The sequence below is a fragment of the Carboxylicivirga marina genome (assembly GCF_016612505.1).
Classification (GTDB): domain Bacteria; phylum Bacteroidota; class Bacteroidia; order Bacteroidales; family Marinilabiliaceae; genus Carboxylicivirga; species Carboxylicivirga marina.
The window spans coordinates 1-13,191 of the sequence record NZ_JAENRR010000096.1 but is presented as its reverse complement, the minus strand read 5'-3'; the positions used below and the strand labels follow the sequence as shown (position 1 = coordinate 13,191).

At 37.8% G+C, this 13,191-nt stretch carries 13 protein-coding genes; 4 read left to right on the top strand and 9 right to left on the bottom strand.

What is annotated here, in order from left to right:
• Positions 1-254 precede the first annotated feature (254 nt).
• The 5 genes from JIV24_RS21050 to JIV24_RS21030 form a co-directional block, all read right to left on the bottom strand.
• Positions 255-1,274: an aldose epimerase family protein gene (locus JIV24_RS21050; RefSeq protein WP_200467063.1), complete on the bottom strand. Its 1,020-nt coding sequence runs from the start codon at positions 1,272-1,274 to the stop codon at positions 255-257.
• A gap of 51 nt (positions 1,275-1,325) precedes the next feature.
• Positions 1,326-2,600 carry a galactokinase gene (locus tag JIV24_RS21045; RefSeq protein ID WP_200467062.1) on the bottom strand — a complete coding sequence of 425 codons (1,275 nt, stop codon included), beginning with the start codon at positions 2,598-2,600 and terminating at the stop codon, positions 1,326-1,328.
• 70 nt (positions 2,601-2,670) lie between these two features.
• Positions 2,671-3,717, bottom strand: a complete 1,047-nt coding sequence (locus tag JIV24_RS21040; protein ID WP_200467061.1) for a UDP-glucose--hexose-1-phosphate uridylyltransferase — start codon at positions 3,715-3,717, stop codon at positions 2,671-2,673.
• Between the two features lie 25 nt (positions 3,718-3,742).
• Positions 3,743-4,441, bottom strand: a complete 699-nt coding sequence (locus JIV24_RS21035; protein WP_200467060.1) for an NUDIX hydrolase — start codon at positions 4,439-4,441, stop codon at positions 3,743-3,745.
• Positions 4,442-4,887: 446 nt separating this feature from the next.
• Positions 4,888-5,184 (bottom strand): HU family DNA-binding protein, encoded by a 297-nt coding sequence (locus JIV24_RS21030; RefSeq protein ID WP_430817998.1) that lies wholly within the window; start codon positions 5,182-5,184, stop codon positions 4,888-4,890.
• A 353-nt stretch (positions 5,185-5,537) separates the two neighbouring features.
• On the opposite strand from JIV24_RS21030, the gene JIV24_RS21025 reads away from it, so the two are divergent.
• Positions 5,538-6,812, top strand: a complete 1,275-nt coding sequence (locus tag JIV24_RS21025; protein ID WP_200467058.1) for a DEAD/DEAH box helicase — start codon at positions 5,538-5,540, stop codon at positions 6,810-6,812.
• 115 nt (positions 6,813-6,927) lie between these two features.
• Positions 6,928-7,164, top strand: a complete 237-nt coding sequence (locus JIV24_RS21020; protein WP_200467057.1) for a hypothetical protein — start codon at positions 6,928-6,930, stop codon at positions 7,162-7,164.
• Between the two features lie 23 nt (positions 7,165-7,187).
• Here JIV24_RS21020 and JIV24_RS21015 read toward each other — a convergent pair whose 3' ends face one another.
• On the bottom strand, positions 7,188-8,159 hold the full coding sequence (locus JIV24_RS21015) for a glycoside hydrolase family 130 protein (RefSeq protein ID WP_200467056.1): 972 nt from the start codon (positions 8,157-8,159) through the stop codon (positions 7,188-7,190).
• Between the two features lie 76 nt (positions 8,160-8,235).
• Positions 8,236-9,507, bottom strand: a complete 1,272-nt coding sequence (locus tag JIV24_RS21010; RefSeq protein WP_200467055.1) for an MFS transporter — start codon at positions 9,505-9,507, stop codon at positions 8,236-8,238.
• A 153-nt stretch (positions 9,508-9,660) separates the two neighbouring features.
• Here JIV24_RS21010 and JIV24_RS21005 point away from each other — a divergent pair, with 153 nt between their 5' ends.
• Both JIV24_RS21005 and JIV24_RS22895 read left to right on the top strand, forming a co-directional pair.
• Positions 9,661-10,053, top strand: a complete 393-nt coding sequence (locus JIV24_RS21005; protein WP_200467054.1) for a glycoside hydrolase domain-containing protein — start codon at positions 9,661-9,663, stop codon at positions 10,051-10,053.
• On the top strand, positions 9,965-10,162 hold the full coding sequence (locus tag JIV24_RS22895; RefSeq protein WP_353890334.1) for a glycoside hydrolase domain-containing protein: 198 nt from the start codon (positions 9,965-9,967) through the stop codon (positions 10,160-10,162). The genes JIV24_RS21005 and JIV24_RS22895 overlap by 89 nt, the downstream gene beginning before the upstream one ends.
• Positions 10,163-10,480: 318 nt before the next feature.
• On the opposite strand, the gene JIV24_RS20995 is transcribed toward JIV24_RS22895, so the two are convergent.
• Positions 10,481-12,406 (bottom strand): PAS domain-containing sensor histidine kinase, encoded by a 1,926-nt coding sequence (locus tag JIV24_RS20995; protein WP_200467052.1) that lies wholly within the window; start codon positions 12,404-12,406, stop codon positions 10,481-10,483.
• 338 nt (positions 12,407-12,744) lie between these two features.
• Positions 12,745-13,065, bottom strand: coding sequence for a hypothetical protein (locus JIV24_RS20990; protein WP_200467051.1), 321 nt, complete (start codon positions 13,063-13,065; stop codon positions 12,745-12,747).
• Positions 13,066-13,191 lie beyond the last annotated feature (126 nt).

Below are 13,191 nucleotides of genomic sequence, written 5' to 3'. Positions count from 1 at the left end.
ACTTAGCATTCCCTGCAAACCCTTGTTAACTAAGAAATCCATGAGATAGGCATCTGTATTATGGGGTAACTCCAAATCGAACATTTACTAAGGTCTTTTTTAACTTGGAGTTAAGTTAAATCAAATGCATCATATAGATCCCAAAGGATCAGCTTGTGAGAAGTATGAAATTGAACGTCAACTATAAATAGATGTATAAAAAAAGAGAGCTACTTCTAAAATAGAAATAGCTCCCTTCTTTTTAATACAAACTACTATAAAAACTTGTAAACACAGATGTGTTTGTAGTGCTCTTCTGCTTTTAATATTGCATCTGGAAAATGCTCTTTATTTGGTGAATCCGGGAAAATTTGCGTTTCTAATGCAACGCCGGCCCATTTTTCAATAGGCGCACCTAATTTTCCTTTTTCCGAACTGTCAAAATGACTACCAGTATAAATTTGAACACCTGGTTGATCTGTATACACTTCCATAGTACGGCCTGCAGCTTTGTGCTCAAGACGAGCAGCCAGCTTAAGCGAGCCATCATAACCATTAATTACAAAATTGTGATCAATACCATCTACAAGTTTTACCTGCGGACAATCAGCGCTTAATGTCTCACCAATAGATTTGGCTGTAGTAAAATCCATTGCTGTGTCTTTTACCTCAGCTATTTCACCTGTTACCGTGCCAATTTCACCATCAATAGGTGTGAATTTATCGGCATTAATCAATAATTCGTGCTCAGCAACTGTTCCGGTTCCTGCGCCTTCAAGGTTGAAATAAGCATGTGACGTTAAGTTAATAATGGTATCTTTTGTTGATACGGCATCATATTCAATCACAAACTCATTGTCTTCTGTTAAGCCATAAGTAACAAGTGTTGTTAACTCACCCGGGTAATTCTGGTCACCATCGGGGCTTACTAATGTTAACTTATATGACTGAGCAAATTGAGGAAGCTGTACCTCTTCAACTTCCCATGTGCGAAGGTTAAAGCCGTCACTTCCACCATGTAAGTGATTTGGTCCATTATTGATATCTAATTGGTATTTCTCACCATTTAATTCGAACTGACCATTTACAATACGATTGGCATATCGGCCACATAGAGCTCCAAAATAGGCATCTCCGGCTAATGCGCCTTCAGTGGTTTCATAGCCAATTACCACATCGGCTATTTCTCCTTTATTGTTGGGTACTTTAATGCCGGTGATTTGGCCACCACGGGCAATAAATATTACTTCAACACCATTTTTATTCTTTAATTTAAAAACATCAGATGCTTTCATATTTTACAAAAATATAAAGGCATGTAATGACTCACATGCCTTTGGTTAATATTATAATTCAACTTGTACAGCACCTTTCGAACGGATAAATAACTTGTGACAGTTACCTTTACCGAATACTGATTCTAAGGTTGAAATATAGTCCTCCAATAAGTCATTTGGTACGAATGCCTGGATAGTTCCGGCAAATCCACCACCGTGAACACGCCATGCACCTTTACATTTTAATACTAACTCAGATAGTGCTAGTGCTAATGCCACATTTTGATGCTTGGTTTCGCCACCAACAAAAATATTCTGGTTGTACATGTAAGAACTGAAACCTGATTCAACAACTAATTCTAAGAATTTGTCGAATTTGCCTGATTCCAAAGCATCTACCTGGTATACTACCCTAGAGTTATCTGCCTGGAAGTGGATAGAACGTAATAAGGCACGATCACCTACTTTTTCGCGAATAGCAGGAATACCTTTTACAACATCTTCCATTGATAAAGGACGTAGTACTTCCTGGCCAAGCTCCTGAGCAACAGATTTCATCTCACCTGGTAAAGCATTATACTCTTCATCTAATCCGCCATGGCTACCACCTGTATTGGTAATCACTAATGAATAGCCTGTTGTTGCAAAGTCAAAATCCAAGGCTTTAACCACTGGGTTTGCTTTATCAGCAAAATCGATAGTGATGAAGCCACCTACAGCACAAGCTGTCTGGTCCATTAAACCACAGAATTTCTTACAGGCATGCTCTGCTTTCTGGCCGATTTTAGCATTGTCAACCGGATCTAACTTTCCATCGTTGAATAAGTTGCTGAAAATGGCGCCAATCAATACTTCGAAAGAAGCTGAAGAGCTTAAGCCTGAACCTTCAGGAACACAGCCATGTATAACAGCGTCAAAACCTTTGATTTCAAGACCTAAAGCTTTGATCTCTTTAGCGATGGTGCGAACAATGTTACCTGGTGTTAATTTGAACTCAGTCACTTCTAATTCGCTTAAGTCAACTTCAAACGGGTCAAATCCTACTGAAGTAATGCGAACTTTATTGGTTCCGTTAGGGGCAGCAATAGCTATGTTATCAAGATTAACAGCACCTGCCAATACACGACCCAACTGGTGATCAGTGTGGTTACCACCAACCTCAGTACGGCCAGGAGAGCTTAAAAGCATTACATCTTCTGTTTCATAGATGCTTTTGAACTCATTCATATACTTGATGTAACGGTCTGCTTGTTCTTTTAAAACTGATTCATCAGTACCATAAATTTCTTTAAAAAACGGATTGTTTCCTCCGTTAATCTTTTCAACTAAACTTGTTATTTGCATATCTAAACTGAATTAAGTGTTATTATAAAATTGGCCGGAAACCAGTTCGCAGTTTCCAGCTGTATATTATTTACTTTGCTTTGTAATGAACCTTTGGTAAATCACGTAAACGTTGTGCCGCTTGCTCTGCTGTGATATCACGTTGTGCATTGGCCATCATTTCATAACCTACCATAAATTTCTTAACCGTTGCAGAACGCAATAATGGTGGGTAAAAATGCATGTGCAGATGCCACTCAGGATGTTCTTCTCCATCCGTTGGAGCTTGGTGGATACCTGCTGAATATGGGAATGAAACCTCAAACAGGTTATCATACATAACCGTCAATTTCTTATAAGCATCAGCTAAGGCAGCACGTTCATCATCAGTTAACTGAGTCAGGTTTGATACCGCTCGCTTACTTACAATCATGGTTTCAAAAGGCCATGTGGCCCAAAATGGAACTAAAGCAACAAAATGGTCGTTTTCAACTAAAATTCGTTCACCTGATTCTAACTCATCTGCCACATAGTCTTCCAACAATGTTTTACCATGCTTGTCGAAGTACTCTTTCTGCTTGATAGATTCTTTAGCAGGTTCAACAGGAACAGAATACTGTCCCCAAATCTGACCATGGGGGTGAGGGTTGCTACACCCCATAATGTCACCTTTGTTTTCAAATATCTGAACATGCTTTATATAGTCCAGAGAACCAATTTCCTTGTACTGCTCGCACCACAGATCAACCACTTTTTTAATATTCTCGACTTCCATCTCAGGGATGGTTAAATCGTGACGAGGCGAGAAACAAATGACCTTACAAAATCCTCTTTCGCTCTCAGCTCTGAACAGATCGCCTTTGGTATAATTTCCTTCAGGAATATCAGGAACTAAAGCACTAAAGTCGTTTTGAAAAACAAAAACATCTTTATAGTCGGGATTATCATGTCCTCCGGCTCTTTCATTGCCCGGACATAAATAGCATTTTTCATCATACTTTGGACGTTCTTCAATGGCTGGTTTCTCAACCTTGCCTTGCCATGGTCGCTTAGTTCGATGGGGAGATACTAAAACCCAATCGCCTGTTAATGCATTGTAACGACGATGTGAATGTTCGGTAAATTCAAATTGTTCCATAATGTATTTTGTGCAGTTAGTTATTTTATATTGATCGTTTAAAAATCGGGTCGCTGAATTCGCCTTCTTTTTTAGGCTTAAACTTAAAGTAGAAAGCGCCTTTTCTTGACTCCGACATATCTTTCTCTTCCAGTCGTTCAAGAACTTTTAGCGACAATATTTTTTTTCTGAAATTACCCGGATCGAATTTTCGCATGAAAATTTGGTCATATATATTTCTTAGTCGGGTAAGCGTAAATTTTTCAGGTAGTAGTTTGCGTCCAATTATTTCATAGCTCGAACGTAACCTTAGTTTTTCAAGCGCTTTCTCAACTAAAATGTCATGGTCAAAAATCAATGGAGGCAACTCATCAAGCGTATACCACTTCGCTCCATAATCTTTAATTAGATTCGATGTTTTATCATCGATTTTTATCAAGGCATAATACTCAACTGTAATAACACTTCCGCCAGGATCTCTATTGGGGTCCGAAAAAGTGTGGACTTGTTCGAGATAAACATCCTGAAGTCCGGTCCATTTTTGAAGTACGCGTCTGGCAGCGTCTTCTGTCGATTCCTCTTTGTTTGTCCATCCGCCTACTAATGACCATTCCCCTTTGGCTGGCTCAATAGCACGCTGAAAAACTAATAGCTTTAATTTATCATCTTCATAGCCAAAAACCACACAGTCAACAGCCACAAAGCGTTTGTTTTCTTGATATTGTTCGTAAGTATTTGTTTGCATAACAGCAACAAATATAAAAGTAAAATTTACTTTTAAGTAAAAATAAAGGTGAAATTTACTTTTATATGTGCTAATTCGCGTTTGTTAAATGTTTTAAAAGGTTTGTTTAAAAGGGTTTTATTGATAGATAAATTATGGAAGAGCATCGAAATAGCCGTAAAAAGCAGCCTTAAATTTTTTTGCTTGCGTCTCTTGCTTCAAGGTATCGAGACGATTACGAATTTAGTATTCTTAATTGTGTCAGAATGAAGTCAGGTTTGGGCGAATAGTCCAATTGATAAAACTATTTTGGACAAAATTGGTATTACTGTAGCTACTGTTGTTTTCAGTTTATCTATCTATGGTATAGGAGGAACGTTTTTAATATCTCATCGAAAATGAGAAATAATAGCAAAAAAAAGAGGTTACCCCTTAAGGTAACCTCTTATTATTTCTTATCGAAATTCTTAGTTAATGCTTTCGTCTAAAGCTTTTCCAGCCTTAAATTTAGCAACATTCTTAGCAGCTATTTGAATTTCTTTTCCTGTTTGAGGGTTACGACCTGTTCTGGCTGCACGTTCAGAAACTGAAAATGTACCAAATCCAATTAACTGGATGCTTTCTTTCTTAGCTAAAGTTTCTTTAGTTGTATCAACAAAGGCGTTGATTGCCTTTTCTGCATCTGCTTTTGTAATACCAGCTTTTTCAGCAATAGCTGAAACTAATTCTTGTTTATTCATATTTGAGTTATATTTAATTTTCACTAAACTATAAATTTTTCCTTAAAAATTGAATGTATTTAATAAAATTGAGCTGCTTTTATTAAAAAAATGAGATTTTGCCATCAGAATCTATCAATTGACGGCAAAATCAATGCCTCATCTACGGTGTGGCAATGTTCCAATGAAAATTAAATTCATAGGCTCTTAATTATTTTGAGTACTTTTGCACTCGCATTCAGGTATTGAGTGTAAAAGACGAAATTTGATAATTGGGCATTAGCAGTTGATATTAAGATTACTTCGCAACGATAAAATAAGCAATCAGCAAGAAAATACCTTGTTCTTCCCAAAGATAACATTCCGTCAAAACAGTATAAATCATAGGAAAACAAATTATGACGTTTGAAGATTTAAAACTAAATCCTTCTATACTAAAGGCTTTAAGGGATGAAAACTATTCAGTACCTACCGCTATACAGGCAAGGGCTATTCCTTTGGTTCTTAAGAGAGAAGATGTTTTGGGAAGTGCACAAACAGGAACAGGTAAAACTGCTGCATTCGCCATTCCAATTATTCAACATCTAATAGGTCACAATTCCAGAGGGAAACGAAAAATACTATCACTGGTTGTAACACCAACCCGTGAATTGGCCATTCAGATTGGCGAAAGCTTTACAACATATGGAAAATATACCAATGTTAAAACGGCTGTTATTTTTGGTGGAGTACCTCAAAACCCACAAGTAAGAACGATACGAGGCGGTGTTGATGTTTTAGTAGCTACGCCTGGTCGACTGCTGGATTTAATGGATCAGGGATATATTAGTTTGCAGGATGTTAAGTATTTTGTATTGGATGAAGCAGATCGAATGCTCGATATGGGCTTTATCCACGACATTAAAAAACTGCTTACTAAATTGCCTGAGGAGCGCCAATCATTATTCTTTTCGGCAACCATGCCACCAAAGATTTTGACTCTGTCGCAGCAAATATTGAAGCAACCTCAAAAGGTAACTGTCAATCCGGTCTCGTCAACTGCCGAAACCATCAAGCAGTATTTATATAAAACCAATAAAGACACTAAAAAAAATCTACTACTTCATATTCTGAAGGATAAGGAAATTGATCAGGTTTTACTCTTTTCGAGAACCAAACATGGTGCCGATAGAATAGTGCGTAACTTAAAACACAAACATATAGAAAGCGCTGCTATACATGGTGAGAAAAGCCAAAATCAACGTCAAAAAGCACTAAAAGCTTTTAAGCAGGGAAAAATACGTGTTTTAGTGGCGACCGATATTGCAGCTCGCGGTATTGATATTGACAAGCTGCGCTACGTTATTAATTATGATGTACCTAACGAACCTGAAACTTATGTGCATCGTATCGGACGTTGTGGCCGGGCAGGAGAAGATGGGGTAGCCATTGCCATTTGTGAGCCGGAAGAAAATGTCTATGTAAAAGACATTGAGAAGCTTATTAAGAAACAGATTGAAGTGGTTAGCGATAATCCGTTTCCTCAATCTGATAAGCCAATGAATAAAGAGGAGAAAAAGGAGTTTGAAAAAGAGAAACAACGCAAAAAGCAAGAGTTTTTTGCTAACCGTAATAAAAAGCGCGGCTCACAAAATCCTAATTTTCGACGAAAGAATGAACGTAGTAGAAAATAAAACTGTAAAGTTAAATTAAAGGATAGATGCCTGATGTTCTGCTGAATATCAGGCGTTTTTTTAGTAGTGATTATAAATCAGCGTTCTTACACCAGCAGAATGTGTTGATACCAAGATGAGAACAGGACATTCGTGCTGGATGATTGCATCAGGGGCGTGGATGCCTTTTGGTATGTTAAAGATAAGTTCGGATAATCAAAATCCATCGTGGCAAGAAGGATATGAATCTAGTTTTAAATCCAACGGATGCTTTAGTCATAGCCATGAATGGACATTAGCAGATTTAGGAATGATGCCAAACAATGGGCCTCAGAAAAACAAGATAGATACGAACGCAATCCTGAAATTCTAGAGTCTTAAGTCTTTTACTATTCTCTACAACGAGTTTTTCTTTATAAAATCAATAACCTCATTTATATAGCCAAAAGCCACACCAACAACTGTATCGGCAGCACCATAATAAACTACTACCTTCTCATCATCGTTTAAAGCAGCACAAGGGAAAACAACGTTAGGCACATCACCAGTTAATTCGTATAACTCGGCTGGAGCCAACAAATATGGTTGAGTACGATAAAGGACTTTATCGGGCTGTTCCAAATCCAACAAGGCAGCACCCATTGAATAACGGAAACCATTACAGGTGTTAATAACGCCATGATAGAAAATCAGCCAACCATCTTTGGTTTTAATTGGCACTGCCCCTGCACCAATTTTAGTACATTGCCAGGCACTGTCCTCAAAAGGTGTTACTTTCATCATACAACGATGTTCGCCCCAGTATTTCATATCCGGGCTGTAACTCAGATAAATATCACCAAAAGGCGTATGTCCGTTGTCACTTGGGCGGCTCATCATGCAGTATTTCCCATTTATCTTCTCAGGAAAAAGGACACCGTTGCGGTTAAATGGTAAAAAGGCATTCTCACACTGGAAAAACTCTTTAAAATCAAAGGTGTAGGCAATGCCAATGGTTGGTCCGTGGTAGCCGTTACACCAGGTTATCCAATAACGATCTTCAATGAAACATACGCGTGGATCGTATTTATAGTCAGAGTCAATCATCTCGGTGTTGCCTGCTTGCATTACAATTGGCTCATGATTAATGTCCCAATTAATACCATCCTTGCTAAAGCCTGCAAAAATATTCATTTGCACCGCTTTGTTATCGCAGCGAAATACGCCGGCATATCCATCTTTAAAAGGTACTACCGCACTGTTAAAAATACTGTTGGATGATGGAATGTCATAACGACCAATAATGGGGTTTTTTGAATAGCGCCACATTACTTCATTACTGCCTTCCGGCCTTTCTTCCCAAGGAATTGGAGTTATATTTTGTGTCATGATAATGATATTTTCTGTTTTACTGTATTAATACCTTGTGCAAATTGTCTTGTGTCTTAAATCTTCTGTCTTACATCTACTCTTCTTTATCGGGATAGATAAAAGGTACGAATTTAGCGGCTAATAGGGCCGGGATTGTCGCAATCAATACCCAAATGAAAAATACTTTATAGCCCAGCCAATCACTCATCCAGCCACTGTACATTCCTGAAGGAATAATACCCAGATTCATAACGCCTGAAGCAAATGCATAATGAGCCATTTTGTATTTACCCGGCGCAATTTGCTGCATCATAAAAAGTATCAATCCAACAAAGCCAAATCCATAGCCAAACCATTCTGTTAAAACAGAAGCATAGACCCAGGTGATATTCTCAGGTCGGAACAATGACAAGAGGAAATAGCAGACAAATGGTATGTTAAAGGCTAATGCCAGGTATATAAGTGAACGTTTTAATCCTAGTTTAGAGATGAAAAACCCTCCAAGTAACGAACCGGCAACGAAAGATATGCTTCCCGCTCCATACACAGCTGCCACAGTTGAGGTGTCAAAACCTAATCCACCATCGGCAATTGGTGCTTTTAAAAACAAAGGCACTATTTTTAATGCCAATCCTTCGGCAAATCGATAAAGGACGATAAAGACAATGTGCCAGATAATGAACTTCTTCTGAAAAAAGGTTCTGATGACCTCGAATAATGTATTGAATCCATCTTTTAAGGAAGTAACCTGATGATCGGCAGTACCTCCTGAAGGAAGCATTTTCAAATGATAAAAGCCCAATACAATCATTAAAGTACCACAGGCTGCCATGGCCCACATCCAGGCGGTAGCAGGTCCCATTGTTTTGCTTAACTCACCAGCGAGGTAGGCAAAGCCCGACATCGATAAGAATTTCGCAATATTATAAGCTGCGCCTTGCCAACCAATGTACTTAGCCTGGTCTTGAGTCGATAGCGCATTGATATACACACCATCGGTGGCAATGTCATGCGTAGCTCCACTAAAGGCTAATATGGCGAAGAAGGCAATTGAATACTGAAAAAAGGATGGTAATTGGAGTGAGAATGCTACAAACATCAATGAAATACCAGTTATCCATTGTGTGATTATTACAAAATGTTTCTTGGTTTTAAACATTTCTAATAATGGACTCCAAAAAGGTTTGAAGGTCCAGGGCAAAGTAATTAATGCTGTCCAGAAAGTAATTCGGGCATCACTAATGCCAAGATCTTCATACATTAGAACGGATGCCATACTTACTAAGGCAAAAGGTAGCCCCATGGCAAAATACACGGTTGGAATCCAAAGAGCAGGGTGTCGTTTATCTTTATTTATTATTGTCATGAATAGTGATTATTGATAATCAAATGCTGTTCTGTTCGATAATACAAACATCATAAATACTCACTAATTAAATATGTGCTATTAATTCAAATTGGTGGATTTATGTGTTTTTATTTCGATTGTTGTATACTCTATACGCTTAAGCATTTTCCGATGAATAATTCATACTTTAAACTCGACGATTTCTTTGCCAAAGACATGTACTATGTGGGCGATGAGTTTTCGATGCATGCGCCCTATATGTACAACTTCATTGGAGCACCGTGGAAAACCCAAAAGGTGGTACGCGATATGTTGGCCAAATACTTTTTTAATGATGTAGAAGGTTTGTCCGGCAATGACGATTGCGGTCAGGTATCATCATGGTATGTTTTCGGAGCTATGGGTTTCTATCCGGCTTGTCCTGGTGACTCAATTTATCAGCTTTGCAGTCCGGTACTCAACAAGGTGGCTGTTAATGTGGGCGAGGGGAAAACCTTTACCGTTATTGCCAATAACAATTCGAAGGACAAATGCTTACATACAATCAGCAACACTCAACGGTGAACCTTATAAGCAAAGTTATTTGCATCATGATGATTTGATGAAAGGCGGAGAATTGGTATTTGAAATGGGAGCCAAGCCTAATAAGAATTGGGGCGTGGGCGTGAAGTAATACCAATATTACATTGAAGTGAGCCTTATTTTTTCGTTCTTTTTTACCTATGCTTCGTTGAAAAATATCGCCGTAGCTATGGCTATGCCTCAATTTTTCGCCTTGCCTAAGCAAAATATATTCGAAAAAATTAAAGCTCATTCCAAAATAAAATTGGTATAATATCACTATTACAATAACAAATAGGACGTAGCGCCACGCCAGCAAATAGTCATTAATACTAGTTTGTGAGCCTGGCGTTTTTGTTTTTTAGTGGTTTTAACAAAACAGCATTTACACCTGTGTCAGTATAACCTTCTGTTGCTTAAAGGCTCTCTTTTACAATTTTGTATTCTTGTATGGAATTGTGAAATAGAAGGTAGAGCCTTTACCTAAACTAGATTTCACCCATGCTTTACCACCCAATAGTTCGGTTAAGCTTTTCACGATGGAAAGCCCTAAGCCGGTTCCCGGACCTGAAGTCAGGTGATTATTTTCAGCCTGGATAAACCGGTCAAAGATTATTTTGCAATCGTCGGGTGCAATGCCTTTGCCATTGTCTTTTACAAAAAACTCAAGCATATTTTCCTTCATCGCATAACCAAATTCGATCAGTCCGTTATCCGTATATTTTAAGGCGTTTTCTAACAGGTTCGAAAGTATTTGTGTTAGTCGTAGCTCGTCGGTTGATAGGCTACATACAGTGTCGCTTAAGCCTTTGCTCGTCTTTACTTCACAATTGTTGTTGAGGTTTGAAATCTTAAACTGTTTCTGAAGGTTGTCAATTAATTTATTCAAGTGACAGTCGCCATACGATAGTGTCAATTGCCGGGCATCTAATTTTGAGATGTCGACAATATCCGAAATTAAACTGAGCAGCTTGTTCCCGCTGAAATTGATAATTTCAATGTATTGGTTTTTTTGTTCTTCCTGTAAGTTTTTAACTTTCAACAATTCGGTAAAACCAATGATTGAGTTCATCGGGGTGCGTATTTCATGACTCATATTGGCCAGAAAGGCTGATTTTAAGCGTTCACTTTCTTCGGCTTTTTCTTTTGCCAGGTGTAATTCTTTTTCTTTTTTCTTTTTTTGGCTGATGTTTTCAACACTCGACCAAATGAACGCTTCACCATTAATAACTACTGTTCTTCCTTTTAACCTTACGGGTATTAGTGCTCCTGACTTATGTCGGTATTCTTTCTCGTAAGGTCCGTAGAAACCAGTTTTATTAAGACTTTCTAGCTGTTGCTGTTCCTCTTTGACATATGTTTCAGGGGTAATGTCCCAATAGGATAGTTGAAGTGTTTCCTTTTCAGAATAACCTATAATATCGGTATAGGCTTTATTAATATACACTAACTCACCAGTCATTTTTGCCAGGGCCAAACCAATCGGAAGTATTTCGAACAGGATTTTGTTGTTCTGCTCGTTTTGCTCAGAGTTTAGTCGCTCTTTTTTTAGCTCTTCATTTAATTTTGTGAGGTTCTCCTTTTCGAATTCTAATTCACCAGTACGTTTCCTAACTTGATTATCAAGGTCTGTATTAAGTAAATTTACTTTGAGTAATTGCTTAATGATTCGTTTCCTGAGTGTTAATATGGCGTAAAATGATAGTGCCCCAATAATGACGATAAGCAATAGTATCGATTTCAGAATATTGTCTTTTCTAACTATTGTATCCGTAACGTTTTGCCTGGTTCGAGAATCTAACAAATTGAAAGATTTCGTTATTGGCGTCATAATACGCTCCTTGTTTTCATGGTAGTCTTTATCGAACAATAATTGCTGTGCATATAAGGTATCCGGAACAGAGGTAATTGAGAATTGATGTTTTGAGTCGGCAAAAATACCTTTCATAGCATTAAAAGCTATTTGCTCAGTTCTGACTAATTCATTTGATTTATCTTCGGCTTCTTTTAACAGTGCTAACTCGTCTTTAGCAAAGCCTAGTTTCTGCATGCTGTCCTGCAACGAAATGGTTCGGCCATTTTTTCGTGGCATACGCCCATTTCTGATTGCCAGTGTTTCCCAATATTTTGTTTCCCAAATACTATCGCCGGTTAATGTGTAAGTTCTGCAAAATCGTGTTAAATCATCTGAGCTTTGCTTTAATTCATCAGCCAGCATAAATGATTGATGACGAATGCGCTCATGTCTGTCTAATGCATCTGATTCGGCGAATAACCATACTGAAAGAATACCAACAACTACAAGTAGAACTACTATAATGGCGAATAGTGCGTTATGGGCAGTGTATTTATTCATTCAATTCAGGTTGATTGTATCCATTGGTATGAATAGAAAAAAACGAATTAAAAATAATAAAAATACAGATAGCTTAGCGTGAGTAAAGTCGTGATTGTGAATCATAATCGACTTTGCTTATGACTGGCAATAGCTATAAAAATTGCGAATAGTATTACTTAATTGAACACTATTATTGTTGTACCAACATGAGTTTGTGGGAGTGGTAGTTGTTGATAATAAATCACGCCGAACAAGCGTGATTCACTTTTCCTGATGATTTAACGAAGCGCCCAGTACGAGACCCGTACGCTGGGTGGTATGAGAAGTTAGGGGTGAAATTCCCCTAGCTTACTCGACTAGCCACTGGTGATTTCCAGCAGAAACCTTTTTACTTCAGGATATAAACTATCATGCTCTTTAATCTCAGTACTTCTTACCTCCTCACAGATTTTTTTTGATAAAAACAGTTTTGCCCCCATACTTTCAAAATCGATAGGTGTTTTATCCTCATTATTAAAACTTGATAACTCGGTCAAAAATTCTAGAATGGGTTTTTTGTCATGAGTAGGTTTTGTTCTTTTGGCCCGATCTAACTTTTTAATCGATTTATATCCCTTTTTTCTTAAAAACTTATTTGCCGCATTAAAAACTATATCTGGATAAGCAAAGTCTTCCAATTCAATGTTATTATATTCTTGCCCATCAAATCTAATTATATACCTACACTCACTAGCCTCCGAAAGTCGGAATTTTAAATAGCCCTCAGAATCCTATATTTTTGTTTCGACAAAAAAACTTAAATA

Coding starts and splice junctions, on each gene's coding strand:
- JIV24_RS21050 (WP_200467063.1), bottom strand. CDS start 1,274: ATGAAAGCATCTGATGTTTTTAAATTAAAGAATAAAAATGGTGTTGAA.
- JIV24_RS21045 (WP_200467062.1), bottom strand. CDS start 2,600: ATGCAAATAACAAGTTTAGTTGAAAAGATTAACGGAGGAAACAATCCG.
- JIV24_RS21040 (WP_200467061.1), bottom strand. CDS start 3,717: ATGGAACAATTTGAATTTACCGAACATTCACATCGTCGTTACAATGCA.
- JIV24_RS21035 (WP_200467060.1), bottom strand. CDS start 4,441: ATGCAAACAAATACTTACGAACAATATCAAGAAAACAAACGCTTTGTG.
- JIV24_RS21025 (WP_200467058.1), top strand. CDS start 5,538: ATGACGTTTGAAGATTTAAAACTAAATCCTTCTATACTAAAGGCTTTA.
- JIV24_RS21020 (WP_200467057.1), top strand. CDS start 6,928: ATGAGAACAGGACATTCGTGCTGGATGATTGCATCAGGGGCGTGGATG.
- JIV24_RS21015 (WP_200467056.1), bottom strand. CDS start 8,159: ATGACACAAAATATAACTCCAATTCCTTGGGAAGAAAGGCCGGAAGGC.
- JIV24_RS21010 (WP_200467055.1), bottom strand. CDS start 9,507: ATGACAATAATAAATAAAGATAAACGACACCCTGCTCTTTGGATTCCA.
- JIV24_RS21005 (WP_200467054.1), top strand. CDS start 9,661: ATGAATAATTCATACTTTAAACTCGACGATTTCTTTGCCAAAGACATG.
- JIV24_RS22895 (WP_353890334.1), top strand. CDS start 9,965: ATGTGGGCGAGGGGAAAACCTTTACCGTTATTGCCAATAACAATTCGA.
- JIV24_RS20995 (WP_200467052.1), bottom strand. CDS start 12,406: ATGAATAAATACACTGCCCATAACGCACTATTCGCCATTATAGTAGTT.